At 68.3% G+C, this 25002-nt stretch carries 26 protein-coding genes and 1 tRNA gene; 16 read left to right on the top strand and 11 right to left on the bottom strand.

What is annotated here, in order from left to right; translation table 11 throughout:
• Positions 1-28: 28 nt before the first annotated feature.
• From AC1M0F_RS08745 to AC1M0F_RS08735, 3 genes are all read left to right on the top strand, one after another.
• Complete coding sequence (locus tag AC1M0F_RS08745; protein WP_480237840.1) at positions 29-1171, top strand: DNA polymerase III subunit delta'; 1143 nt, start codon at positions 29-31, stop codon at positions 1169-1171.
• Between the two features lie 63 nt (positions 1172-1234).
• A complete protein-coding gene (locus AC1M0F_RS08740; protein WP_480237839.1) occupies positions 1235-2797 on the top strand; it encodes an alpha/beta hydrolase in 1563 nt (520 codons plus the stop codon).
• Between the two features lie 69 nt (positions 2798-2866).
• A tRNA-Thr gene (locus AC1M0F_RS08735) sits at positions 2867-2942 on the top strand.
• Positions 2943-2995: 53 nt separating this feature from the next.
• Here the strand turns inward: AC1M0F_RS08735 and AC1M0F_RS08730 are convergent.
• On the bottom strand, positions 2996-3775 hold the full coding sequence (locus tag AC1M0F_RS08730) for an IclR family transcriptional regulator (RefSeq protein ID WP_480237838.1): 780 nt from the start codon (positions 3773-3775) through the stop codon (positions 2996-2998).
• Positions 3776-3877: 102 nt separating this feature from the next.
• Here AC1M0F_RS08730 and AC1M0F_RS08725 point away from each other — a divergent pair, with 102 nt between their 5' ends.
• Genes AC1M0F_RS08725 through AC1M0F_RS08710 form a run of 4 tightly spaced genes read left to right on the top strand, consistent with a single transcriptional unit; the run spans position 3878 to position 7961 of the window.
• Positions 3878-5338 (top strand): GntP family permease, encoded by a 1461-nt coding sequence (locus AC1M0F_RS08725; protein ID WP_480237837.1) that lies wholly within the window; start codon positions 3878-3880, stop codon positions 5336-5338.
• Entirely contained in the window at positions 5338-6564 is a 1227-nt protein-coding gene (locus AC1M0F_RS08720) for a CaiB/BaiF CoA transferase family protein (RefSeq protein WP_480237836.1), read from the top strand. The genes AC1M0F_RS08725 and AC1M0F_RS08720 overlap by 1 nt, the downstream gene beginning before the upstream one ends.
• Positions 6561-7472 (top strand): beta/alpha barrel domain-containing protein, encoded by a 912-nt coding sequence (locus AC1M0F_RS08715; RefSeq protein ID WP_480237835.1) that lies wholly within the window; start codon positions 6561-6563, stop codon positions 7470-7472. The genes AC1M0F_RS08720 and AC1M0F_RS08715 overlap by 4 nt, the downstream gene beginning before the upstream one ends.
• Positions 7473-7514: 42 nt before the next feature.
• Positions 7515-7961 carry a hypothetical protein gene (locus AC1M0F_RS08710; RefSeq protein WP_480237834.1) on the top strand — a complete coding sequence of 149 codons (447 nt, stop codon included), beginning with the start codon at positions 7515-7517 and terminating at the stop codon, positions 7959-7961.
• Between the two features lie 10 nt (positions 7962-7971).
• Here the strand turns inward: AC1M0F_RS08710 and AC1M0F_RS08705 are convergent, their stop codons facing one another.
• Positions 7972-8490 carry a GNAT family N-acetyltransferase gene (locus tag AC1M0F_RS08705; RefSeq protein ID WP_480237833.1) on the bottom strand — a complete coding sequence of 173 codons (519 nt, stop codon included), beginning with the start codon at positions 8488-8490 and terminating at the stop codon, positions 7972-7974.
• Between the two features lie 39 nt (positions 8491-8529).
• On the opposite strand from AC1M0F_RS08705, the gene AC1M0F_RS08700 reads away from it, so the two are divergent.
• Both AC1M0F_RS08700 and dacB read left to right on the top strand, forming a co-directional pair.
• Entirely contained in the window at positions 8530-9516 is a 987-nt protein-coding gene (locus tag AC1M0F_RS08700; RefSeq protein WP_480237832.1) for a Gfo/Idh/MocA family protein, read from the top strand.
• 43 nt (positions 9517-9559) lie between these two features.
• The gene (gene dacB / locus AC1M0F_RS08695) at positions 9560-11086 is read left to right on the top strand and encodes a D-alanyl-D-alanine carboxypeptidase/D-alanyl-D-alanine endopeptidase (RefSeq protein WP_480237831.1); all 1527 of its coding nucleotides are present in this window, start codon (positions 9560-9562) and stop codon (positions 11084-11086) included.
• 18 nt (positions 11087-11104) lie between these two features.
• On the opposite strand, the gene map is transcribed toward dacB, so the two are convergent.
• On the bottom strand, positions 11105-11878 hold the full coding sequence (map, locus tag AC1M0F_RS08690; protein ID WP_480237830.1) for a type I methionyl aminopeptidase: 774 nt from the start codon (positions 11876-11878) through the stop codon (positions 11105-11107).
• 62 nt (positions 11879-11940) lie between these two features.
• Here map and AC1M0F_RS08685 point away from each other — a divergent pair, with 62 nt between their 5' ends.
• Both AC1M0F_RS08685 and AC1M0F_RS08680 read left to right on the top strand, forming a co-directional pair.
• Positions 11941-12237: a helix-turn-helix domain-containing protein gene (locus AC1M0F_RS08685; protein WP_480237829.1), complete on the top strand. Its 297-nt coding sequence runs from the start codon at positions 11941-11943 to the stop codon at positions 12235-12237.
• Positions 12238-12325: 88 nt separating this feature from the next.
• Positions 12326-12928: an isochorismatase family protein gene (locus tag AC1M0F_RS08680; protein WP_480237828.1), complete on the top strand. Its 603-nt coding sequence runs from the start codon at positions 12326-12328 to the stop codon at positions 12926-12928.
• A 118-nt stretch (positions 12929-13046) separates the two neighbouring features.
• Here AC1M0F_RS08680 and AC1M0F_RS08675 read toward each other — a convergent pair whose 3' ends face one another.
• From AC1M0F_RS08675 to AC1M0F_RS08660, 4 genes are read right to left on the bottom strand one after another with little or no spacing between them, the layout of a single operon-like run.
• Positions 13047-13823: an alpha/beta fold hydrolase gene (locus AC1M0F_RS08675; protein ID WP_480237827.1), complete on the bottom strand. Its 777-nt coding sequence runs from the start codon at positions 13821-13823 to the stop codon at positions 13047-13049.
• Positions 13824-13826: 3 nt separating this feature from the next.
• Positions 13827-14147 carry a biotin/lipoyl-containing protein gene (locus AC1M0F_RS08670; protein ID WP_480237826.1) on the bottom strand — a complete coding sequence of 107 codons (321 nt, stop codon included), beginning with the start codon at positions 14145-14147 and terminating at the stop codon, positions 13827-13829.
• Complete coding sequence (locus AC1M0F_RS08665; RefSeq protein ID WP_480238439.1) at positions 14140-15138, bottom strand: alpha-ketoacid dehydrogenase subunit beta; 999 nt, start codon at positions 15136-15138, stop codon at positions 14140-14142. The genes AC1M0F_RS08670 and AC1M0F_RS08665 overlap by 8 nt, the downstream gene beginning before the upstream one ends.
• A gap of 19 nt (positions 15139-15157) precedes the next feature.
• The gene (locus AC1M0F_RS08660) at positions 15158-16189 is read right to left on the bottom strand and encodes a thiamine pyrophosphate-dependent enzyme (protein WP_480237825.1); all 1032 of its coding nucleotides are present in this window, start codon (positions 16187-16189) and stop codon (positions 15158-15160) included.
• A gap of 249 nt (positions 16190-16438) precedes the next feature.
• On the opposite strand from AC1M0F_RS08660, the gene AC1M0F_RS08655 reads away from it, so the two are divergent.
• Positions 16439-16903 carry an Lrp/AsnC family transcriptional regulator gene (locus AC1M0F_RS08655; protein ID WP_480237824.1) on the top strand — a complete coding sequence of 155 codons (465 nt, stop codon included), beginning with the start codon at positions 16439-16441 and terminating at the stop codon, positions 16901-16903.
• Positions 16904-16922: 19 nt separating this feature from the next.
• Positions 16923-17726 carry a TrmH family RNA methyltransferase gene (locus tag AC1M0F_RS08650; protein WP_480237823.1) on the top strand — a complete coding sequence of 268 codons (804 nt, stop codon included), beginning with the start codon at positions 16923-16925 and terminating at the stop codon, positions 17724-17726.
• 46 nt (positions 17727-17772) lie between these two features.
• On the opposite strand, the gene AC1M0F_RS08645 is transcribed toward AC1M0F_RS08650, so the two are convergent.
• Together AC1M0F_RS08645 and AC1M0F_RS08640 are read right to left on the bottom strand one after the other, a co-directional pair.
• Entirely contained in the window at positions 17773-17946 is a 174-nt protein-coding gene (locus AC1M0F_RS08645; RefSeq protein WP_480237822.1) for a hypothetical protein, read from the bottom strand.
• Between the two features lie 22 nt (positions 17947-17968).
• Positions 17969-19411, bottom strand: coding sequence for a helix-turn-helix domain-containing protein (locus AC1M0F_RS08640; RefSeq protein WP_480237821.1), 1443 nt, complete (start codon positions 19409-19411; stop codon positions 17969-17971).
• A 112-nt stretch (positions 19412-19523) separates the two neighbouring features.
• Here AC1M0F_RS08640 and AC1M0F_RS08635 point away from each other — a divergent pair, with 112 nt between their 5' ends.
• Both AC1M0F_RS08635 and AC1M0F_RS08630 read left to right on the top strand, forming a co-directional pair.
• Positions 19524-21389, top strand: a complete 1866-nt coding sequence (locus AC1M0F_RS08635; protein ID WP_480237820.1) for a phosphoenolpyruvate carboxykinase (GTP) — start codon at positions 19524-19526, stop codon at positions 21387-21389.
• Positions 21390-21516: 127 nt separating this feature from the next.
• Complete coding sequence (locus AC1M0F_RS08630) at positions 21517-21945, top strand: GNAT family N-acetyltransferase (RefSeq protein WP_480237819.1); 429 nt, start codon at positions 21517-21519, stop codon at positions 21943-21945.
• Between the two features lie 4 nt (positions 21946-21949).
• Here the strand turns inward: AC1M0F_RS08630 and AC1M0F_RS08625 are convergent, their stop codons facing one another.
• Positions 21950-23878, bottom strand: a complete 1929-nt coding sequence (locus tag AC1M0F_RS08625; protein ID WP_480237818.1) for an ABC transporter ATP-binding protein — start codon at positions 23876-23878, stop codon at positions 21950-21952.
• Positions 23879-23907: 29 nt separating this feature from the next.
• Positions 23908-24123, bottom strand: coding sequence for a hypothetical protein (locus AC1M0F_RS08620; RefSeq protein WP_480237817.1), 216 nt, complete (start codon positions 24121-24123; stop codon positions 23908-23910).
• 123 nt (positions 24124-24246) lie between these two features.
• On the opposite strand from AC1M0F_RS08620, the gene AC1M0F_RS08615 reads away from it, so the two are divergent.
• Positions 24247-24918 carry a GAP family protein gene (locus AC1M0F_RS08615; protein ID WP_480237816.1) on the top strand — a complete coding sequence of 224 codons (672 nt, stop codon included), beginning with the start codon at positions 24247-24249 and terminating at the stop codon, positions 24916-24918.
• The last annotated feature ends 84 nt before the right edge of the window (positions 24919-25002 follow it).

Genomic DNA, 25002 nt, shown 5'->3' with positions numbered 1-25002 from the left:
GTCGGAGGCCACGGGTAGGCTGGAGGCCATGGCCACCTGGGATGACGTCATCGGGCAGGCAGACGCTGTCTCGCTGCTGCGCGACGCCGCCGCCGATCGTGGTTCAGACGCGCACGGCGCGATGACCCACGCCTGGCTCATCACCGGCCCGCCCGGCTCGGGGCGTTCGAACCTCGCCTACGCCTTCGCCGCGGCCCTGCTCAGCCGCGAACCCGACGGCGATCCGGGCACGGCGGCGCAGGTCGCCGCCCGAACCCACCCGGATCTCACTGTTCTCGCCACGTCGAACGTCATCATCAAGATCGACGAGGTGCGTGAACTCGTCCGCAGCTCGTATTTCGCCCCGTCCGTCGGCCGCTACCGGGTCATCGTCATCGAAGACGCGGACCGGATGGTCGAGCGCACGTCCAACGTGCTGCTGAAGGCCCTCGAGGAGCCGCCGGAGCGCACCGTGTGGGTGCTCTGCGCCCCCAGCGAGGCCGACCTCATCCCGACGATCAGGTCGCGCGTGCGCGCCATCCGTCTGCGCGTCCCCGACATCGCCGAGGTCGCCGACCTCATCGTCCGCCGCGACGGTGTCGACCTCGAACTCGCCGAACGGGCGGCGCGACAGGCCCAGTCCCACGTCGGCATGGCCCACCGCCTGGCGACGGATGCCGGCGCGCGCGCCAGGCGCGACGAGACGCTCACCGCAGCCCTCGGCATCCGCTCCGTCTCAGACGCCGTGCTCGCAGCGGCCCGGATGCTCGCCATCGCCACAGACGACGGCAAGGCCTTCACCGAACAACGGGATGCCGAGGAGCGCGAACACGCGCTGCGTTCGCTCGGGGTCGAGCCGGGTCAGAACCTCCCGCCTGCGTTGCGCTCACAGATCCGCACCCTCGAAGAAGACCAGAAGCGGCGAGCCACCCGCAGCCTCCGCGACGGACTCGACCGCATCCTCGTCGACCTGCTCTCGCTCTACCGCGACATCATCATGCTGCAGCTCGGCCGGACGGAGACCATCATCAACCGGGAACTGCAGGCCCAGCTCACGGCAGCGGGCGAGGCAAGCACCCCGGCCGAGACGATGGCGACGATGGATGCCATCCAGGAGGCCCGCCAGCGCATCGAAGGGAACGTCGCTCCGGCGCTGGCCCTCGAATCCATGCTTGTCACAGCCATCAGATGATCTAATGGCCGTAGGCCGACGCCGCACACCACCGAGCCCCGACCACGCAGTGGAGACTATTCCGTGACCAGCCAGACCACGACCATCCGTCGACGCACCCGGATGGCCCTTCTCGCACTGTCCGCCGGGCTGGCACTCACCCTCACCGGATGCGTCACCGCGTTCTTCCCGCCCGCGAACGGGACCGCTGCGACCTCCACGCCGACCGGCGAGGACGTTGCCGAGAACCTCCGCCCGTTCTACGAGCAGCAGCTCGACTGGTCGGGCTGCGAGAACGGGATGCAGTGCGCGACTGCCACAGCACCGATGGACTGGGAGAACCCGGAAGCCGGCGAGATCGAGCTGGAACTGGTGCGAAAGCCTGCAGGCGGAAATCCGATCGGCTCCCTCCTGGTCAACCCCGGCGGCCCAGGCGCCTCCGGGTTCGAGTTCGTGTCGCAGTCGGTCGACTACGCGACCGACGCGCGGCTGCAGGACAACTTCGACGTCGTCGGCTTCGACCCTCGCGGTGTCAGCCGGTCGACCCCCGCTGAATGCCTCGACCCCGAGGAGATGGACGAGTACCTCTACGGCATCGCCGACGGTGAGCGGGGCAGCGACGAGTGGATCGCCGAAGTCACCGCGAGTGCGAAGAACTTCGGCGCGGCGTGCGCCGAGAACACCGGCGACCCCCTCGAATTCGTCGACACGGTGAGCGCAGCCCGTGACCTCGACCTGCTCCGTGCGGTCCTCGGCGACAAGAAACTCAACTACCTGGGCTACTCCTACGGAACCTTCCTCGGTGCGACATACGCCGAGCTCTACCCGGAGAAGGCGGGCCGGCTCGTCCTCGACGGCGCCATCGATCCGTCGTCGAGCAACTACGAGGTCAACGAGACACAGGCGAAGGGATTCGAGAGCGCCCTGAGCGCCTACCTCGACGACTGCATCGGCGCGAGCGACTGCCCCTTCACCGGCAGCACGGAGAAGGCGCTGACGACGATCGGTGACCTGCTGGCATCCGTGGGGGAGACGCCGATCACGAGCGGAGACGGCCGCCAGCTGGGCGCAAACACCCTGCTCACCGCCATCATCTACCCGCTGTACTCGCCGGATCAGGGCTGGCCGCTGCTCAGCGAGATGCTCGCCGACGTGATGAACGGCAACGCCGAGTACGCGCTGTCGTTCGCAGACGCCTACAACGGCCGCAACGAAGACGGCACGTACGCCGACAATTCGACCGAGGCGTTCAACGCATACAACTGCCTTGACTACACCTACGACGACGACCCGGCGCGGATGGCGGCCGAGGCCGAGCAACTGGCAGAGGCCGCACCGGTGATCGGGCCGTACTTCAGCTACGGCGACATCGGATGCTCCAACTGGCCGTACACGGACGGCGCCGAACGCGACGAGATCCACGCCGAAGGCGCCGCGCCGATCCTCGTGATCGGGACGACCAACGACCCGGCGACACCGTACATCTGGGCCGAAGCGCTCGCCGACCAGCTGGAGAGCGGCGTGCTCGTCACCTACGAGGGCGAGGGTCACACCGGCTACAACAAGGGCAGTGATTGCGTGAACGACGTGGTCGACGATTACCTCATCAGCGGCACCGTGCCCGACGCGGATCCGGAGTGTTCGTAACCACTCCGAACCTCGGGTAAGATCGATAGCTGTGCGTCGCAGCAGCCCCAGGGCAGCAGCGAATCACGCGCCGCCTTAGCTCAGTCGGCAGAGCGTTTCACTCGTAATGAAAAGGTCGTGGGTTCGATTCCCACAGGCGGCTCCATCAAACCCCCTCCCCGGAGGGGGTTTTGTGGTTCCTGCGGCCTGCTGACATTGCTAGACGGTGGCGAGGCCGGGCGTTGACGGCTTGCGACCCCCGAGGGCTGCCGTGAGGCCGTCCGCCGCAGTGACGACGGCGTCGACCATTCCCTCGCAGACTTCGCGCGGCATCCGCAGGGTCGGTCCCATCACGGTGAGAGCACCGACCAGGGCTTCGTGCGGGTCGAAGACCGGGGCGGCCAGGCCTGACGCCGACTCGAGTCGCTCGCCGACGGTGATCGCGTACCCCGCCGTCCGTGTTTCGGCGACGACCTGGCGCAGGACGGCCGGATCGGTGATGGTCACACCGGTCATCTGGGGGAGCGGGCCCGATGCGACCTCTTCGAGAAGGTCATCGTTCCAGGCCAGGATCACCCGGCCTGAGCTTCCCACGTGAAGCGGCTGCAGACGGCCCACGTACATCTCCTGCTTGAGGCCGTGACGGGTCTCGGCGAGACCGATGCAGACGCGGGTGCCCTGTTCGGCCCGGAAAAAGCACGCCGTCTCGCCGGTCTCATCGCGCAGGGCGTTCAGCTGGGGGGTGAGGATCTCGGTGAGATCGCGGCTGCGCGCCGCCGGCCCGGCCCAGTAGGCCATCCGCGCGCCGATCCGGTACTTGTCACCGGTGCGATCCAAAAATCCGTTGTCGACGAGGTTCGCGACAAGCCGGTGTGTGGTGGATGTCGGCAGCCCCGTGATCGCGCGGATCTCCGCTGCCGACCGAACGGGCTCGACGAGCGTGAACGCGTCGAGAATCGCGGCGATCTTCCCCAGCACGAGGAGGGGTTGTTCCTTCATGGCTTGATCCTATGGCTCATCGTTCCTCGAAGTCTTCCCAAATTGTGAGAACTGGCTTACGATGTGAGAAGCGCAACGAAGCGCACTCACAAGGAGGTCCTCGTGCCCGACTGGTACACACTCGGCGTCGTCGCGCTCGTGATCATCGCCGTGGTCATCGTCATCGTTCGGTTCCGCATCAATCCCGTCATCGCCCTCGGACTCGGAGCTGCCGCCATCGGCCTGCTGACCGGGCTCGGCCCCGTCGACACCGTCACGACCATGACGCAGGGGTTCGGCGACGTGATGATGGAGGCCGGACTGCTCATCGCGTGGGGGGTCCTGATCGGCGCCATGCTCAACGAGATGGGCGCGATCACGAGGCTCGTCGAGAGCCTCATGCGCGTCTTCGGCAAGCGCGGCATCCCCTATGCACTCGGGCTGTCCTTCGCGACGTATCTCCAGACGATCTTCATCGACGTCATGATCGTGATCGCGGCCCCTCTGGCGCGGCGGATCGCGCCGCGGCTGGGCAAAGCCGGCACAGGCATCATGGGCGTGACCTTCGCCGTCGGGCTCGAGGTCGGCATCGTGCTCATGGTCCCCGGCTTCGCCGCTGTCGCGCTCGCCGGACTGCTCGGCGTGCCGCTTGGCGTGATGATGCTCAGCGGATTCGCGGTCGTCGTCCCCACCGTCGTGCTGACCATCCTCATCATGGGCATCGCCTTCCGGCTCGGGTTCTGGAACCCGGAGAAGGACGAGGAGGTCATCGTCAGGGATGAGGAGGTGGAGGCGCCGGTGGCCGTCGCCGCGATGGCCGGCGAATCCGCGCCGAACCAGCCGACACCGCTCGACCGCACTCTCACCGGGACGGTTCGGACCTCGCTCGGAGGCGTTCCACGGGGCGTCGGCTCGTCCACGACAACGACGACCGAGCACGAGCGGCCTCTGATGCTGCTGTTCGCCCCGATGCTCGTCGCGCTCCTCCTGATCGCCGCACAGGCCGTCCTGACGATCGTCGGAGCAGAAGTTCCGACGATGCAGTTCCTCGGAAGCCCGGTGATCGCACTCCTGCTCGCCGTCATCGCCACCGGACTCATCGGGCGGTCAGCGATCGGCACGAAGCGCATCGAGAAGTCGCTCGTGAAGGGCTTCCAGGACGGCGGACAGATCTTCGTCCTCACCGGGATCGGCGGCTCGCTTGCCGCCGTGATCTCCGAGGGCGACCTCGGCGACGTCCTGCAGGGCTACTTCCAGGCCACCACGTTCGCGCCGCTGCTCGTCGTCTGGGCGATGGCCGCTGTGCTGCACATCGCCGTCGGGTCCGTGACCCTCTCGGCGATCACCGCCGCAGGAATCATCGCCCCCGTCGCCGCGACCATGGGGCTCAACCCGGTCCTGATCGCGCTCGCGGCAGGGGCAGGTGCGCTCTTCTGCATCCACGTGACATCCAACACGTTCTGGCTGCTCCAGACCTTCCTCGACCAGTCCGTCCGTGGCGCCCTGAAAACCGTCACTGTCGGCGTCTCCCTCGCATCGGTCATCGCGCTGAGCATGACCCTGATCCTGGCGGTGTTCCTCTGATGATCGACAATTCCCCCCTCCGCGGCATCCGCGTCGTCGAACTCGGCAACTACATCGCCGCGCCCACCGCAGGACGGATGCTCGCCGACTTCGGCGCCGACGTCATCAAGATCGAACGACCCCGCACCGGCGACGAACTCCGGCGGTGGCGCCTGTACGCCGGCGACACATCCATGCTCTACCGCACGATCAATCGGGGGAAGCGCTCACTGGTCGTCGACCTGCGCACCGAAGAGGGACGCGACATCGTGCTCGACCTCATCCGGTCCTCTGACGTCCTGCTCGAGAACTTCAGACCGGGGACGCTGGAGAAATGGGGACTGGACGACCAGACCCTCGAGGCCGCGAACCCCGATCTGATCGTCGCGCGCATCTCCGCTTTCGGGCAGACCGGCCCGCTCTCGCACCGGCCGGGATTCGCAGCGGTCGCAGAGGCCTACGGCGGATTCAGGGAACTCGTCGGAGAGCCAGGGCGACCGCCCAGCCGCACCGGGGTGTCCATCGGCGACACGATCGCGGGGATCTATGCCGCATTCGGCGTGGTGATGTCGCTGCTCGACCGGCAACGCCATTCCGAAGACCCCCAGCGTCTCTCGTTCTCGCAGAGGGCCATCGACGTCGCCCTGAACGAAGCGATGCTGTCTGTCACCGAGTCGCTGGTTCCGGACTGGGAGGCGTACGGCGTGCGGCGCGAGCGCACGGGAGGACGGATGCAGGGGATCGCCCCGTCGAACGCCTACCTGTGTGCCGACGGCAAGAGCATCGTCGTCGCCGGGAACGGCGACGCCATCTACCAGCGTTACATGACCCTGATCGGCCGTCCGGATCTCGCCGACGATCCGACGCTGCAATCGAACGAGGGTCGCTGGGCCGCCCGTGACCGGCTGGATGCCGCGATCTCGGAGTGGGCCGTCACCCGCTCCAGCGAGCACGCGCTCGAGGAACTGGATGCAGCGGGCGTACCATCAGGCCCGATCTACACGGCCGAAGACGTCGGGAGCGATTCGCAGTACGCGGCGCGCAACATGATCCAGCGGTTCGACGTCAATGACGGCGAACAGCTCCGCACCAACGTCGGGTTCCCCGGCATCGTGCCCGTCTTCGGCGGGCAATCGCAGCCGATCCGCAGCATCGGGCCGGACCTCGGAGAGCACACCCGCGAGGTCCTCTCCGAGCTGGGATGGAGTGACGACCGTATCGACACCTATGAGGAGGCAATGAGATGAGCATCGCGTACCGCGACGTCACCCTGCGTGACGGCCTGCAACTGGCAGGGAAGAATCTGCCAACCGAGCGGAAGGTCGAGCTGGTCCGCGAGCTGTTCGCGCTCGGGATCGAGCAGATCGAGGTGGGGTCGATGGCCAGGCCCGACCTGGTGCCGACGATGGCTGACACGCTCGACGTCGTTGCAGCGCTGACCGAAGAGGAACGCGCCAGGGTGTGGGTCTGGGTGGCGACACCCAGGCACGTCGAACGGGCCGCAGCGGCAGGGGCACGCAACTTCCAGTACTGCTTCTCCGCATCAGACAGCCACAATCGCGCCAACATCGGCCGCGACACCGCGACGTCCCTCGACGCGATGCCCGACGCCATCGCCGCGGCGTCAGCCGTCGACGGGAACGTGCAGCTGTGCATCGCCACGTCCTTCACCTGCCCGTTCGAAGGCGTGATCCCGATCGAGCGGTTCACGAGCATCCTCGACGACCCGCGCACGGACGGCGCCGTCGACGTCGTCGTGTGCGACACCCTCGGGCAGGCACACCCATCCGAGGTCGAGCGTCGCGTCGGGCTGGCCTCCCAACGGCGTCCAGGCCTGGGGGTCGTCTACCACGGTCACGACACCTGGGGGCTCGGAGTGACGAACGCCGCTGCCGCCGCCGACGGGGGAGCGACCGTCGTCGACGGGGCCCTCGGCGGACTCGGCGGCTGCCCGTTCGCCCCAGGCGCCTCGGGGAACACGGCAACCGAGGACCTCGTCTTCGCCTTTCGCCCGGAGTGGCTGAACCCCGGCCGGTTCGGCGAGCTCGTCCGCCTCGGCGAAGAGATCACGTCGACCCTGGACGAACCCAATCGGTCACGGTCCCGAGCCGGAGCGCGAAGCAAGGCCGAGGCATTCGAGTGGGTGATCCGCTGACGGCTCCCGCCTGATGTCGGCCGCTGCACGTACTGTCGGGGCATGCCCGACCTCTCCAACGTCACCACTCCCGTTGAATGGGTCGTCACGCACTCGGCAGCAACAGGACCGATCGCGGTCGTGCGGCGGCTCCGGCTCGGCCCGGATCGCGAGCTGTATTTCCGGGCCGTGACCTGGCACGCAGACCCGGCGCGCCGCGAGCTCGTCGGCTACTGGGGGTCGGTCGAGGAGGCCGTGCAAAATGTGTACGGGCTCTACGAGCGGTCGCTTCCACCCCAGTTCCTCATGACCGGCGGTGGCACGACGCGCGAACCACAGCCGCTGACGAAGCCGAAAGCACCGCCTGCCGTTGTGCCGCAACAGGATGCCCCGTCCCACCGGCCGATATCACCGCAGCGCGGCGGCGCTGCACGTGCGGGCACGGGACGAACGTCCGGCGCCGACGCGCGGCGCTCACCGTCGCGCGAGCTGTCACCGGCCGGCCGGTGAGCCGAACGGCTCAGCCGACAGGGAGCTCGAAGACCAGCTCGAGGCCGTCGATCTCATCCATCTGGTCGCCGACATGGACGAACGGGAACTTCGCCAGCGTGGCGAGTGACGCGGCGTTGTCCGGACTGATCGACGCCCGCAGCACACGGACATCCCGCTGCTTCCTCGCGTAATCCACGAGGAGCCGGACGATCGCCGTCGCGTAGCCGCGGCGCTGGAACTCGGGCAGCACCGAGTAGCTGAGCTCCACCATGCCGTCGGCATCGGGAGCCCCATGAAAGCCTGACCGCCCGATCACCCGCCGGTCGTCCTCCCGCGCGACGATCCAGGCCACCCACGGTTCGTCATCCGGCGTCTCCTGCAATTGCTCGAGGCGCAGCTCCCACAGCCACGTGTTCGCGTCGAGGTACTCATCGGGCAGGTCGTAACCGGTGATCCTGGACGCCTCTGCCAGGTCGCCGGCCACGAGCGCGCCCAAACCGGCGACACCGATCGGGGCGACGACGAGATCGTCGGGGTGTGCTGTCATATGTGGCCTCCGAGCCGTGGTCGCCAGTAGTCTAAACCGGTGACTACAACTGGGCTCCGCTGGGGCATTCTCGGGCCGGGCGGCATCGCCCAGGCATTCGCCAACGACCTCGTCCTCGCGGGCTTAACCGTGCAGGCGGTCGGTTCCCGCCGGATCGAGACCGCGACTGCGTTCGCGGAGAAATTCAACGTCCCGAATGTCCACTCGAGCTACGAGGCGCTCGTCGCCGACCCCGAGGTCGATGTCATCTACATCGCCACGCCGCACCCGTTCCACGCGGCGCAGGCACTCCTGGCACTCGAAGCAGGCAAGCACGTCCTCATCGAGAAGCCGTTCACGCTGAACAAGCCGGAGGCCGAAGCCGTCGTCGCCCGCGCCCAGGAACTCGGCCTCGTCGTGCTCGAAGCGATGTGGACCCGGTTCCTGCCGCACATGGCCCGGGTCCGCGAGATCCTCGCTGAAGGCACCATCGGTGAGCTCCGCTCGGTCGTCGCCGACCACACGCAGCACCTCCCGTCTGACCCGAACCACCGGCTCAATGCGCTCGAGCTCGGCGGTGGAGCGCTCCTGGACCTCGGGATCTACCCGATCTCCTTCACGAACGCGGTCTTCGGGACCCCAGCGCAGATCGCGGCATCCGCCACGTTCCGCGAGACAGGGGCTGACGCCGCCGTCGCCACGATCTTCACCTACGGCGACGACCGCATCGCCACCACGTTCTCGGCGAGCAACGCCCACGGCCCCAACGTCGCGAGCATCATCGGTTCCGAGGGTCGCATCGACATCGACGCCGTCTGGTACACCCCGACCTCGTTCACCGTCTACAACAACGCGGACGAGGTCCTCGAGACCTACACCTCGACGGTTGTCGGGCGAGGCATGCAGTTCCAGGCGATCGAACTCGAGCGTCTCGTCGCCGAGGGCCTGCTCGAAACCGATCTTCTCCCGCTCGCCGAGACGGTGTCGATCATAGGCACCCTCGACGACATCCGCCGACAGATCGGCCTGGTGTACCCGGGCGAATAGCCCGGAAGGTCACCTCGACGGGCGCACCCGGTAAAATCATCGGGTGCGCGACTCCCCCCAGGACGATCCCGCCGACGATGGGCTGACCGGTCCGTCGATCGAGGCGGATGCTCCGGCGCGCGCCGATACCCCCGCTCGCGCGACAGCGCACCGCAGGGCAGGCATCGGAGCGGTCTTCGGCAGGCGCCGCACGGCGTGGCTCGTCGTCGCCTCGGCCGCGGCCTTCGCCGTACTCGGCGGAGGAGCCGTCGCGCTCGGAGCGACGACCGTAGCGCCGGCGGCGGTGACCGCCGCCCCGACACCGACGGCCACCCCCACTCCGACCCCCACCACACCACCGCCCCGCCCGGTCTCGACGATCGAACAGGCTGCGACTCCTCTGCGGACCTGCTCGGTGGCCGGGCTGCTCGGCGACTCGAGGTTCGGCACACTGCAGGCTCAGGTGCTCAACGCGGCCGGCGGCCAGCTCATGTTCGACAGGAACGCGGGAACCGCCTCGCAGACCGCGAGCTCGATGAAGGTTCTCACGGCGGCAGCGGCGCTCAACGTCCTCGGCCCCGACTTCCGGGCATCCACCCGCGTGGTCGCGGGTGCAGAGGCAGGCACGATCGTGCTCGTCGGCGGCGGAGACCTCACCCTCTCGCGGCTGCCATCAGGCCAGGAGCCCGTGTACACCGGCGCGGCGCACCTCGACGACCTCGCCGCGAAGGCGAAGACGGCGTGGGAGGCCCGGTTCCCCGGCACCCCGATCACCCGGATCGTGCTCGACTCGACCTACTTCGGCGGCAAGACCTGGGGGGACACCTGGCCACCGACCGAGCGCGGAACCGGCTGGCTGTCGCACATCACGGCACTGCAGGTCGACGCGGACCGCGCCGACCCCCGGGTGTTCCTCTCCCGCCGTGGCGACGACCCGATCGGACGGGCGGGTTCCGCCTTCGCCCAGTACTTCAGCGGCGTCTCCATCGAACAGGGGACCGCTCCTGCCGGCGCTGCCGAACTGGCATCCGTCTCGTCACAGCCGCTGTCCGTCCTCATTCCCCAGTTCCTCATCCCCTCGGACAACTCGCTGGCCGAGATGGTCGCGAGGCATGTCGCCATCGAACTCGGCGTCGGCAACACGATCGACGCGCTCGCGACGGCGATCCCGCAGGCTTTGCAGGTCTACGGAATTCCCACGAGCGGGTTGCGGATCGCCGACGGTTCGGGGATGAGCCGGAACAACGCCGTCCCCCCGTCGTATTTCACCTCGCTCTTCCTCAAGATCAACGCCCGCGAGGGAACGCTCGGCATCATCCGCGACGGGCTGCCGGTCGCGGGCCAGTCAGGCACCCTCAATTACGCCAACCGGTTCTTCGGCGACAACGCGGTGGCGAGGGGCCATGTGCGCGCCAAGTCGGGGTCGATCTCCTCGGCATACACGCTCACCGGGATCATCGACGCTGCCGACGGTTCCACCCTGATCTTCGCGATCTTCGCAACCGGCCGCGTCGGCGCCAACGCCAGGACCGCGATCGACACCCTCACGACCGCGTTCTACCGGTGTGGGAGCAATCTCTCCAACACCTAGCTGAGCCCAGCGCCCTTCTCACGACCTCCGAAGGGTGAGGATCTCGGCTCCGTCGTCGGTGATCGCGATGGTGTGCTCACTGTGCGCCGTCCGCGAACCCGTCGCACTCCTGAGCGTCCAGCCGTCGGCATCGGTGACGAGTTCTGCGGTGTCCGCCATGACCCATGGCTCCAGCGCGAGCAACAGTCCTGGGCGCAGCGTGTATCCGCGCCCGGCGCGCCCCGTGTTCGGAACGTGCGGGTCCTGGTGCATGGTCGATCCGATGCCGTGACCGCCGAACTCGGTGTTGATCGGGTATCCCGCTTCGCTGAGGACAGCGCCGATGGCGGCGGAGATGTCGCCGATGCGTGCCCCTGGCCCTGCTGCGGCGATCCCCGCGGTCAGCGCGCGTTCCGTCGCCGCGATCAGCGCCACGCTCTCCGGGGGCCTCGAGTCGCCCACGACGAAGCTGATGGCCGAGTCTGCGGCGACCCCGCCCAGCGAGACGGCGAGGTCGAGGGTCAGCAGGTCGCCGTCGGCCAGACTGTAGTCGTGCGGCAGCCCGTGGAGCACGGCGTCGTTGACCGCGGTGCAGATGTAATGACCGAACGGCCCGCGCCCGAAGGATGGCTCGTAGTCGACGTAGCAGGACTGCGCGCCGGCCTCCACGATCATGGACTGTGCCCACCTGTCGATGTCCAGGAGGTTCGTTCCGACGGCGCTCCGGCTCTTCAGCGTCTGCAGGATGTCGGCGACCAGGGCGCCTGTCTCTCTCGCTCTGGCCAGTTCTGCGGGGTTGAGGATCTCGATCATGCGGCGCCTTTCGTTCGCCAATAACTATACCGGTCAAACTATCCCGTACTAGAATCGGAGCCATGGTCAGGTTGCCGCACACCCCAGCAGAGGTCGATCGTGGAAAGCGCCTCGGCGCCCTGCTGCGGAGCGCCAGGGGAGAGCGTTCGATGCTCGAGACCGCGCTCGATGCCGGTGTGTCGCCCGAGACCCTTCGGAAGATCGAGTCCGGCCGCGTCGCGACTCCCGCCTTTTCGACCATCGCCGCGATCGCCGACGTCCTCGGGCTCTCCCTCGACGCGGTGTGGACCGCGATCGCCGGGCCGGAGCGAGGCGCCGAACCGGCCGACGCCAACGCACACGAACGGCTGGTCTCGTAGGTCGTGCGGCTGCGTCGCTTCAGCGGGGCAGACGACGCACCGAGCGCGGCGGTACCCTGAAACGACTGCGGAAACGGGGAGGCCACTCATGACCAGGGCACTGTTCATCATCGACGTCCAGAACGATTTCACCGAGGGCGGTGCGCTGGGAGTCGACGGGGGAGCGGCGGTCGCTGCACACCTGACCGGCTACCTCGAGCGGTCAGCCGGCGATTACGCCGTGGTCATCGCGTCGCGCGACTGGCACAACGCGGAGGGCGACAACGGCGGGCACTTCGCCCCGACCGGTGAGGAACCGGACTTCCTCGACACCTGGCCGGTGCACTGCGTCGCAGGCACCGCCGGAGCGGAATACCACCCGGCCCTCGACACCTCCAGGATCACCCTGCACGTGAAGAAGGGGCAGGGTGAGCCGGCCTACTCGATCTTCGACGGGCACGTCGACGGCGGCGCGTCTGACGGCGCCACGATCACCGAGGTGCTCGACGAGCACGGCGTCACCGAGGTGGACGTTGCCGGGATCGCCACCGACTACTGCGTGCGGGCATCCGTCCTGGACGCCGTCGAACACGGCAGACACGTTCGGGTCTTCACCGATCTCATCGCCGGTGTCGCCAGGGAGACGAGCGACACCGCCATCGCCGAGATGGGTCACGCGGGCGCGGTCCTCGTCGCGAGCGACGCCGACTAACGTCCCCAACTGCGGAGAAACTCGCTGACACGGCCGTCTGACGGCCATTCCCGGTCGTCGACGCGGAAATCTCCGCAGTTCGACACGGTGCCGCCGGAACCCGACGGCGCGCAGGACGTCAGTCGAGCGAGCCGAGGAACTCGAGCGTCGCCGTCTTGAACGCCCGCGCCGACACCGTGTTGACGTGGGTGCGCCCCGGGATGGCGACGAACCGCCCATCCGCCACCCGATCCACGAGGCCGATCCCGTCCCTGGCGACGTCGTCGTTGTCGCCGGTGACGAGCAGGGTCGGCACGGCCGGAGCCTCATCCGATCGGGGGCTGACGCGCACCCCAGCGGCGAGGGCGACCAGTGCGGGCGCGTCGTTCCCCGGCGCGGCAATCATCGCCAGGAAAGACCTGGTGGCGTCATCGGCGACCGATTCCCCGCCGGCCAGGTCGGCGGATGCCGCAGCCACGTCGAACGCGAGCAGCGGCTCGGTCGCGGGGAGGCCGCCGAGGCTGAGCGACCGGACAAGCTCCGGATGCCGAACGGCGAGTTCCCAGCCCAATCGCGAGCCGAGGGAGTAGCCGAGGTAGTCCACCGGGTCGACGGCAACGCCGTCGAGAACGGCCACGAGGTCGTCGACGAGGATCCCGATCCCGTACGCGGAGGCATCCGTCGGCTTGTCGCTCTCGCCGTGGCCGCGGAGGTCGACAGTGAGAACCTGCCGTCCGTCTGCGGTCAGCCCCCTGATCCAGCCGGAGGTCTCCCAGGTCAGCGTCGATGTCGACGCGAATCCGTGCACGGCGAGGACGAGCGGGTCACCAGGCGCGCCGAACCGCCGATACGCGATGCCGACCCCGTCCGGCCGCTCGACCCTGCCGGCTTCGAACGGTTCAGCCGCGTCTGTCACTGGTCACTCCGGGGGAGCCAGCCGCACGCGGCGGGTGGCGGCCTTCTCTGCGGGCACCGTGCCGATGATCCCGGCCTCCGCGTCAGGAACGGTGAAGGTGATCAGCGGTTCGCCGACCTTCACCGTGTCGCCGTCCGTTGCGTGCAACCGCAGCACCGTGCCGCTCAGCGGCGACGGCAGCTCGACGGCCGACTTCGTCGTCTCGACCTCGACGAGAGGGGCGTTCCGCTCGACGAAGTCGCCTTCGGCGACGAGCCATTCCAGCACGGTGGCATCGATCAGGCCCTCACCGAGGTCGGGCAGCGGGAAGGAGCGCTCAGCCACGGCCGTACTCCAGAACCCGCTGCACACCGAACAGGATGCGGTCGACGTCGGGGATGTGCTCGTCCTCGAGGTCGCCGGACGGGTAGGGGACGTCGAAGCCGGTGACGCGTTCCACAGGGGCCTTCAGCTTTCCGAAGCAGTGCTGGGAGATGAGCGCGGCGAGTTCCCCGCCGAGCCCGCCGGAGAGCGGTGCTTCGTGCACGATCACGGCGCGTCCGGTGCGTCCGACGCTCTCCGCGAGTGCCGCTTCGTCGATGGGCTTCAGCCAGCGCAGGTCGAGGACCTCGAGGTCGACACCGTCCTCGGCGGCGAGCTCGGCGACCTGCAGGCACCGCGCGACCATGGCGCCCCATGCGACGAGGGTGGCGTGGCGGCCGGTCCGCGCGATCCGGGCGCCGTCGAGCTTCCCGGGCTCTGTGTCGACCTCTCCCGGGTTCCAGTAGCGCGCCTTCGGCTCCATGAAGATCACCGGGTCCTGCTCAGCGATCGAGTGCCTGAGCAGGTGATACGCCTGGTGCGGGTTCGACGGAGAGACGACCTTGAGTCCCGGCACGTGCGCGAAGTACGCCTCGAGGCTTTCGCCGTGATGTTCTGGCGCACGGATCCCGCCGAAGCTCGGCACGCGGACGGTCACCGGCATCGGCATGGTGCCTCTGCTGCGGTAGTTCATCCTCGCCAGCTGGCAGACGATCTGGTCGAACGCGGGGAAGGCGAAGCCGTCGAACTGGATCTCGGGCACCGGACGCCAGCCCGCCATCGCGAGACCGACGGCCATGCCGATGATGCCCGATTCGGCCAGCGGGGTGTCGAAGACGCGAGTGTCGCCGAAGCGCTTCTGCAGCGTGTCCGTGACCCGGAACACGCCGCCGAGTGTTCCGACATCCTCACCGAAGACGAGGACGCGCGGGTCCGCTGCCATCTCGTCGGCCAGCGCGGCATTGAGTGCCTGCTGCATCGACAGCGAACGGATGCCCGTCGGTGTCGTCGGCATGGGAGCCTCCAGAAGGGTGTCAGACACGGTCGGTCTCCTCTCGCCAGCGGCGTTCCTGCGCGGCCAGTTGTGGGGTCGATGACACGAAGACGTGCTCGAACAGATCGGAGCCGGGGCGATGGGGCTCGGCGACGAGAGCCCGGTGCAGGTCCTCGACTTTCGCGGCGACGTCGGTGTCGACCGCAGCGAACCAGCCGGCATCCGCAGCGCCGGTCGTGGTGAGCCTGTCGCGGAGCCGCTCGATCGGGTCCGGTCCAGCGGCGCGCTCGTCGTCGAGGCTGCGGTAGCGCCCGGGGTCGTCGCTCGTGGCGTGTGGGCCGCGCCGGTAAGTCATCGCCTCGAGGACGACCGGCTGCCGTGCGGAGCGAGCGTGCTCGACCGCAGTGGTCATTGCCTGGTAGACCGCCGCGACGTCGTCGCCGTCGACGGTCAGGCCAGGGATGCCGTATCCGGCTGCCCGGGCGGCGACCGATTCGCCGGCCACCTGGCGGTGCAGCGGGACGGAGAGCGCCCAGCGGTTGTTCTGCACGAAGAAGACGACGGGGGCGTCGAGCACCGCGGCGAAGTTCATGGCCTCGTGCACGTCGCCCTGCGAGCTCGCGCCGTCGCCGAGGTAGGCGACCGCGACGGCATCCTTCCCGTCGAGTGCGCGACCGAGCGCCCAGCCGACGGCGTGGAGGACGCTGCCGCCGACGACGGCCTGGATCGGCGCGAATCCGGAGGCGACCGGGTCGTAGAGCCCGCCGTTCCACAGTCCGAGGTGGTTGCCGAAGTAGCCGGGAAGGTCGACTCCCGCGGCGACGGCGACGCCGAGCTCCCGGTAGGTCGGAAAGAGGAGGTCTGCGGTGAGGTCGACGCCAAGGACGCTTCCGACCTGTGCGGCTTCCTGCCCCTTGAGTGGCGGGTAGGCGGGGAGGAGCCCTTGTCGCTGCCAGGCGACCGCGTTCGCATCGAGTGCGCGGGTGTGCACCATCAGCTCGTATGCGCGGCGCAGCAGGTCGTCGTCGACGACGCGGACGTCTGCGGGGTCCGGGAGGGGTGCTGTGGTCATGCCAGGTCCCTGCTCGTGTTCGGATCGCGCCCACCCGGGAGGGCAGGCCGACGGCACGCGACGGTGCGGTGCCGTGGAGCCGACACTAGCCTCGCGTCCGGAACCGAGCAATCCAGACCCTTGATCGCAGTCAGGTTGTACTGTTTGTGTGTATGAATGCCGGATTGACCACGCAGTCTGCCTAGTCCGGCAACAGGCTGGCTCCGACCGATCGCGCTACACTGTGCAGCGGACCCGAAGGGATGGCCCATGACCCCCGATTCTCTCGATGTGCGGCTGGTCACGTTGATGACCGAGGAGCCGAAGGTCGGCGTGCTCGAGGCGAGCAGACGACTCGGCGTTGCCAGGGCGACCGTCCAGTCCCGCCTAGACAAGCTGATCGGTTCAGGCGCGATCTCGTCGCTTGCGCCCCAGCTCGACCCCGCACGATTCGGGTTCCCCGTGACGGCGTTCGTCTCGCTCGAACTCACCCAGAGTCTCGGCGCTCCTGCCGCGAGTGAACTCGAGCAGATCCCCGAGGTGCTCGAGATCCACAGCGTCTCAGGCGCCGCCGACCTCCTGCTCCGTGTCGTGGCCCGTTCCAACGACGACCTCCAGCGCGTCCTCGACACCGTCCTCAGCGTCGAGTCTGTCGTCAGGGCGTCATCGTCGATCGCCCTGACCACGTTCCTCGATCACCGCACGCTCCCCGCGTTCGTCGAGGCCGCCGGGTAGCGCTCGGTAAACTCGCCAGGTGCCCGTTCTCGAGATCTCCGACCTCTCCGACCCGCGGCTCGCCGACTACGCCCACTCCACCGATGTCGCCCTGAAGAAGGCCAGGGGAACCGAGCACGGGCTCTACCTGGCTGAGTCCCTCCTCGTCTTCGAGCGGGCGCTCAGGGCCGGTCACCAGCCGCGCTCCGTCCTCGCCCTCGGCGCGACCGTCGACGAGGCGCTCGACCTGCTCGGTGACAGCGACGTTCCCGTCTTCGTCGGACCGGGCGAGCTTCTCGCCGAACTGACCGGCTACGTCCTCCACCGCGGCCTCATCGCGTCGATGCACCGGCCGGCCCTCCCCGATCCAGACCAGTTGCTCGAGGGCGCCCGGCGCGTCGTCATCCTCGAGAACGTCGCCGATCCCACGAACGTCGGTGCCATCTTCCGCTCGGCAGGCGCAATCGGGGCGGATGCCCTCCTCGTGACCCCGCGCTGCTCCGACCCGTTCTACCGCCGAGCCATCCGGGTGTCGATGGGCACGGTGCTCCAGGTGCCGTGGACGCGGGTCGGCGACTGGAACGACACGAGGGCGCTGCTCACCCGCCACGGTTTCCACGTCGCCGCCCTCGCGCTGACCCCGGATGCGGTCAGCCTGCGAGACGTCCATAGTGCCGACCACGACCGCCTCGCACTCGTGCTCGGGGCGGAGGGCGACGGGCTCACGGATGCCGCGATCGCAGCATCCGACAGCGTCGTGATGATTCCGATGAAGCACGGCATCGACTCACTCAATGTCGCAGCGGCGAGCGCCGTCGCGATGTGGGCGCTCGGCGCCTCTTGAGGGCGGATGCGTCCGCCTGGCCGTCTCAGGTTCTGACCGGGTCGCTTCAGTCCTCTGTGGGGTCGCTCGGCCGCACGGGGGCGTCGTCGGCGATGTCGATCCGAGTCGCGCCGTTCTCGCCCTCGCTGACCTCGATCCGCGGGGCGGCGTCTGCCTCGGTGGCATCCGGTGCGCTCGTGAGCTGGTCGTGCCGCTTCTCTTCGTGTGTCGGTTCAGCCATGACGCGACACTAGCACCGGCGATCAGCCGTCGCTGTGCCTGTCGAGGAACTCGTATACTTCGGAGTCGTCGACCCCGGGGAACGTTCCGCTGGGCAGCGGCGAGAGGATGTGGGCGTGCAGCCTGGCGCTCGGCCAGGCCTGGTCGCGCCAGCGCGCGGCGAGGCCGTCGGGCGGGCGGCGGCAGCACGACGGGTCCGGGCAGGTCGACACAGCCCTCGCCGTCGTCTCCCGCCCGCGGAACCACTTCGCCTGGTTGAACGGGACGCCCACCGAGATGGAGAACTCGCCGGCGCTCGTCGCTCCGGTCTGTGTCGCGCACCAGTACGTGCCAGATGGCGTGTCGGTGTACTGGTATAGCTCCGTCGTGCGGTTGGTGCGCTCGAATGCGCTCCTCGCACTCCACTTGCGGCAGACGATCTGCCCTTCGATCGCACCGGTGACGTCCATCGGCAGCGGGAGCCCGTCGTTCTCATAGCCCTTGGCGAGCGAGCCGTCCTCTGAGACCCGGAGGAAGTGCAGCGGCATGTCGAGGTGGTGCGTGGCGAGGTTCGTGAACCGCAAAGCGGCTGCCTCATGGGTGACGCCGAAGGCGTCGCGGAAGTCCTCGACGGCGAGGTTTTTGTCACGTTTGGCCTGGCTGAGGAACGCGACCGCCGCCTCCTGCGGCATGAGGCAGCACGCCGCAAAGTAGTTGATCTCGAGCCGCTGGCGGAGAAAGGCGGCGTAGCTCGTCGGACGGGTGTGCTCGAGCAGCCGGTGCGCCATGGCCTGCAGCGCCATCGAGCGGAGGCCGTGCCCACCGGGGATCGACGCGGGCGGAAGGTAGATCCGCCCGTTGGCCAGGTCAGTGACGCTGCGTGCGGAGTGGGGGAGGTCGTTGACGTAGATCAGGCTGAGCCCGAGCTGCTCGGCCATGATGCTCACGGTGCGGTGGGTGACAGCGCCACGGACGTGGCCTGCCGCCTTGATCTTCTCCTCGGCGAGGTTCTCGATCTCCGGCAGGTAGTTGTCCCGTTCGCGCATCCATTCCCGCAGCTCGGTGTTCGCACGCCTCGCCTCTTCGGGTGTGGCGATGGCCTCCGTCGCCTTGCGCTGGAGTTCCCGGTGCAGCCCGACGAGGGCGGTGAGCGCGTCGTCGGTCATGCCCTTGCTCGGTTTCACGGCCGGCAGGCCGAGTTCCGTGTAGAGCGAACTCCGCTGGGCAGATCGCAGTTCGATCTCCAGGGCCGCGCGCGGATTCGGCGGTTCGGCGGCAAGAAGGTCGGTCAGGTCGACATCGAGCGCCGACGCGATCGCCTGCAGCGCGGACAGTTTGGGTTCACGCTTCCCGTTCTCGATGAGCGAGAGCTGGCTGCCGGCGAGACCTGCCCGCTCCCCGAGCTCGTCCAGGGTCAGGGACCGCTCCGACCGGAAATGACGGATGCGATGTCCCAGCGTCGACAGATCGGACGTCGTTCGATTCATTCCTGAACAATATCGTAAGAACGGCGATTCTTAACGCCCCTCATCGTGTTATCTCTGGCGATTTATGCGTCATCGTTGACTCAAGCCACCACAGCAGAGGAGCCCAGAGGACATGAGCATCGCCGAGATCAGCCAGCACACGCACTCAGACGCGGACCACGACGCGGACGTCGTCGGAGCGCCGACCGGCGAGGCATCCGCACCGCTCTCAGCGCTGCGGGACTGGGTCGACCAGATCGCCGCGCTCGCCCAGCCTGACCGGGTTCTCTGGTGCAACGGCTCGAAGCGCGAGAGCGACCTGCTCACGAAGCAGATGGTGGCAGAGGGCAAGCTGATCAAGCTCAACCCGGAGTGGCGCCCCAACAGCTACCTGGCCCGCAGCGCCCCCAGCGACGTCGCGCGCGTCGAATCCCGCACGTTCATCTGCTCCGAACGCCAAGAGGATGCCGGGCCCACGAACAACTGGCAGTCGCCTCAATCGATGCGCGACGAGCTCGACGGTGTCTTCGCCGGCAGCATGCGCGGCCGCACGATGTACGTCGTGCCGTTCTCGATGGGTCCCATCGGCGGTCCGTTGTCCCAGCTCGGTGTCCAGGTCACCGACTCCGCATACGCCGTGCTCTCGATGGGCGTCATGACCCGCACCTCGGATGCCGTCATCGACCTCATCGCCGACGGCACGCCGTGGGTCAAGGCCGTGCACTCGGTCGGCGCCCCGCTCGCCATGGACGAGGAAGACGTGGCGTGGCCGTGCAACGAGACCAAGTACATCGTCCAGTTCCCCGAGGCCCGCGAGGTCTGGTCGTACGGCTCCGGCTACGGCGGCAACGCGATTCTGGCGAAGAAGTGCTTCGCCCTTCGCATCGCCAGCGTGATCGGCCGTGACGAAGGCTGGCTGGCCGAGCACATGCTCCTGGTGCGGATCATCTCGCCAGAGGGCAAGAAGTACCACGTGGCGGCTGCGTTCCCCTCCGCCTGCGGCAAGACCAACCTGGCGATGCTCCGCCCCACCATCCCCGGCTGGCGGGTCGAGACCCTCGGCGACGACATCGTCTGGCTGCGCCCGGGCGACGACGGCCGCATGTGGGCCATCAACCCTGAGGCCGGTTTCTTCGGAGTCGCCCCCGGCACCGGTGCATCGACGAACGTCACCGCAGTGGAGACCCTCTGGGGCAACACGATCTTCACCAATGTCGCGCTCCGCGACGACGGCGACGTGTGGTGGGAGGGACTCACCGATAAGGCGCCCGAGCACCTCATCGATTGGGAGGGCAATGACTGGACGCCGGATTCAGACCGCCCTGCCGCCCACCCGAACTCACGGTTCACCGTCGCCGCCGCCCAGTGCCCGGCGATCGCCTCGGACTGGGAAGACGCGGTCCCGCTCGACGCCATCCTGTTCGGCGGGCGTCGCGCCACGAACGTGCCCCTCGTCGTCGAGGCCACCGACTGGACCCACGGCGTGTTCATGGGTGCGACGATCTCCAGCGAGAAGACCGCTGCTGCTGAGGGCACGGTCGGCGAACTCCGCCGCGACCCCTTCGCCATGCTGCCGTTCTGCGGCTACAACATGGCCGACTACTGGGCCCACTGGCTGAGGATCGGACAGAAGCTCCGCTTCGACCGGGCGCCGCGGGTCTACCAGGTCAACTGGTTCCGCAAGGACGACGACGGCAGCTTCCTCTGGCCCGGCTTCGGCGACAACGCCCGCGTGCTCGAGTGGATCGTCCGTCGGCTCGAGGGCGAGGTCCCGGCCACCGAGACGCCGATCGGACGGATTCCCGTCACTTCGGACCTCAACCTCGACGGAACGGACGTGACCGAGGACGCGCTAGCGAAACTGTTCGCCATCGACCCGGTCTCGTGGCAGGCGGAGGCCGACCTGACCGAGCAGTTCTTCGGGCAGTTCGGTTCGAAGGTTCCGCCGGCGTTGCGCGCCGAGCTGGCGTCGCTGAGGTACCGCCTCCGCGCCGACTGAGCAGATGGCCGTCGCGAGCGGCCAGGAAGTGTTCTGAAACGACCTTGGCGGGATAGTTTCAGATCACTTCCTGGTCGCTCGCGGCGTTTCGCCGCGAGTCGTCGCCGATCCACGATTCGATCGGAGGATGGATACGCGCCGCTACGCCTTCTCCGACGATTCCACCCGCATCGACCGTGACCTCGTTCACCGCTGGCTGAGCGAGGAGTCCTACTGGGCCGAGGGGCGATCGCGCGCGGTCCAGGATGCCGCGATCGACGGGTCGAGGAACTTCGGAGTGTACGACACCGAGACCGGACGCCAGGTCGCGTACGCACGGGTGATCACAGACGGCGTGACGTTCGCCTGGCTGTGTGACGTCTTCGTGGATGCCTCCGTGCGCGGCGACGGGGTCGGCGTCGCGCTGATCGAGCAGTTGCTCGCGACCCTCGAGCCGCTCGGGCCTCGCCGCATCGTCCTGTCCACTGCTGACGCCCACGGTCTCTATGAGAAGTCGGGCTTCAGGGCCCTCGACGATCCGGCGCGCTGGATGTGGCGCCCGGGGACAGCGATCTGACGCGTCAGACCAGCAGCTGGTGCTTGGCGAGGTCGCGGTAGAGCGGCACGGATGCCACGAGCTCGGAGTGCGTTCCCGTCCCGATCACCCGGCCATGGTCGAGCACGACGATCGTGTCGCTGTCGACGACGGTCGAGAGCCGGTGCGCGATGACGATGAGCGTCCTGTTCTCGGCGACGGCGTCGATGGCCAGACGCATCTTCTGCTCGTTCACGCCGTCGAGTGAGGACGTCGACTCGTCGAGCAGCAGGATCGGCGGCGCCGCAAGGATCGCCCGCGCGATGGCCAGGCGCTGGCGCTCCCCGCCTGACAGCATGATCCCGTCCTCGCCGACGGGCGCGTCGAGTCCCTGCGGGTTCCTGTCGAGCACCTCGGTGAGGTTCACGGCGTGGAGGACCCTGATGCAGTCCTCGTCCGTGGCGTCCGGCGTCGACAGCAGGAGGTTGTCGCGCAGCGAGCCGGCGAGCACGGGGGCATCCTGTTCGACGTAGCCGATCTGCGAACGCAGGGTCGTGCGGGGCATCGTGCGGATGTCCACCCCGCCGAATCGGATCGAGCCGGCCTCAGGGTCGTAGAAGCGCTCGATCAGCCCGAGGATCGTGGACTTGCCTGCGCCTGACGGCCCGACGAGCGCAGTGCGCTGGCCCCGCGCGGCCGTGAAGCTGACTCCGCGGAGCACAGGCTCGTCCTGGCCGCCGGTGGTCCCGACCTGAGCGCTCTGATCGAGCTCGCCGGGATCGGCATCGCCGGGGACGTCGAGGGGCCCGGCCGGTGTGGCGCCATCCGCAGGTGCCTCCGGCGGCACCGCGCCTGTCGGGTAGGCGAATACGACGTCATCGAACTCGATGGCAGCAGCATCGGCCGACGCGATGCCCGGGGCGGTCACTGACGCGGCGATCGTCGCATCCGCTGAATCCTCGACAGGAAGGTCGATGATCTCCTGGATCCGCCCGAGGGCGCCGAGGGCCTGGTTCGTCGCCGAGATGGCGCCGAAGGCCTGGCCGAGGGGCATGACCATCATGAACAGGAAAAGGATGAAGGTGACGAGGCTCGCGACGGTGATGGCGCCGCTGGCCACACGGAATCCGCCGACGCCGAGGACGACGAGGAACGACACCTGAAGCGCGATCCCGGCGACAGGAACGACGAGGGCCGAGATGCGGGCGACCTGGAGTCCCATCTCCCACGCGCCGGTGGCATCCTTGTCGATGCTCGCGACCTCACGCTCGGTCGCGTTGGAGGCACGCACAGTTCTGACGGCGCTGATGGCCCGTTCGACGCTGGCGGCGAGGTCGCCGACCTTGGTCTGTGCACGCTGGCTGGCCACACGGATGCGGCCGGAGAGGAGGGTGACGACGACGATCGACACGGCGATGACGAGTGAGGTCAGGCCGAGAAGCACCGGGTCGATGATCAGCATGGCGATGAGCGCGCCGACGAAGGTGATCGTTCCGCCGACGGCCTCGATCAGGCCCTGGGTGAGGACGGCCCGGAGGAGCGTCGTGTCACTGCCGACGCGCGAGACGAGGTCGCCGGTGCGGCGGGTGTCGAACTCCGAGATCGGGAGATTCAGCATCCGTCCGACCAGGCGGCGCCTTGACGACAGGACGACGCCTTCGCCGGTGCGCTGGAGCAGGTAGTGCTGGTAACCGGCGATGACGCCTGAGATGACGACGAGGGCGATGAGTCCCCACACCAGTCCGTCCAGGGGTTCGCCCTTCTCGACGACGCCGATGACCTGGCCGACGAGGAGCGGCTGGGCCAGCGAAGCGGCGGAGCCGAGGATGCTGAGCAGGATGACGAACCAGAGCACGCGCTTGTGCTCGAACAGGTAGGGGACGAGCTGGCTGAACCGTGCCCGTGGGCCGTCGTCTGGTCGTGGTCTCGCGAACGGGGAACGACGCGGAGGGCGGGTGGAGGTGGAGGCAGACATCCGGGTCCTGACGGTGGAACGGGTGGGGGTCACTTTCGGCCATACTTCTTGTGCACGGCCTGGCGGCTGACGCCGAGGGCGAGGGCGATCAGTTGCCAGGAGGCGTTCTGGTTGCGCGCACGGCGCACGGCGACCGCTTCGACGCGATCGAGCTCTGTATGAAGTTTAGCGATCGCCCGCAGGGCCGTGTATGGGTCGTCCGACCCGGCCTCCGCGGCGAGTGTGCCGATGGTTCCTGTGCTCATGCCGTCAACCGTAGTTGACGGCATTCGCGATGTCAACTTGTGTTGACGTGGGGTCGTTAGGCAACGCCCCGCAGTGCCCGCACGATTATGCTTGGGGGCCTATCCGTTTCGAAGGAGCGCAGCATGGGTTCGATCATCGGTGACATCCTCACCAGCGCGCTCGGTATCGCCCTCAGCCCCATTCCGCTGTTCGCGGCCATCACCCTCGTGCTCTCGCCCCGCGGCAACGCGGCAGGCCTCGGCTTCCTCGGCGGCTGGCTGATCGGCGTCATCGTCCCCGTGCTCGTCATCTCGGTCCTCGCCGGTCTCCTTCCTGAGAGCTCACCGGATGCCTCGCGGCCGGTCGCAGGGACGATCCTCCTTCTGCTCGGGGCGCTCCTGCTCTCCCTCGCGCTCGGCGAATGGCGGATCCGGCCGCTACCGGGGCGGGCGCCGGTGCTTCCGCCGTGGGTCGCGGCCCTCGACTCGATGACCGTGCCGCAGGGGCTCGCGCTGGGTTTCGGCCTCGCTGCCGCCTCTCCGAAGAACCTCACCCTGGGTGTCGCAGCAGGACTCACCATCGGTGGCGCGGACTTCCGGCCGCGTGAGGTGATCGTCGTGCTCCTCGTCTTCGTGGTGATCGCCGCGTCGAGCATGCTCATCGTCGTCGTCGGTGGAATGGCCGCGGTCGAGCCGTGGCGCCGGCCGCTCCTCGAACTCAGGGACTGGCTCGGGCGGAACAGCGCGACCATCCTGACGGTGCTGTACCTCGTCCTCGGTGTCAGCCTGATCGGTGGGGGCATCAGCGCCTACTGACCGGTGTCCGCACCGCGCGATCGCGACCGCCCCGCGCGGGTGAATCGGCCCCGCGCGGGTGTTTTTTCACCCGCGCGAGGCCGG

It is taken from the genome of Mycetocola sp. Y719, from assembly GCF_056713205.1.
This window is presented reverse-complemented; position numbering and strand designations above follow the sequence as displayed.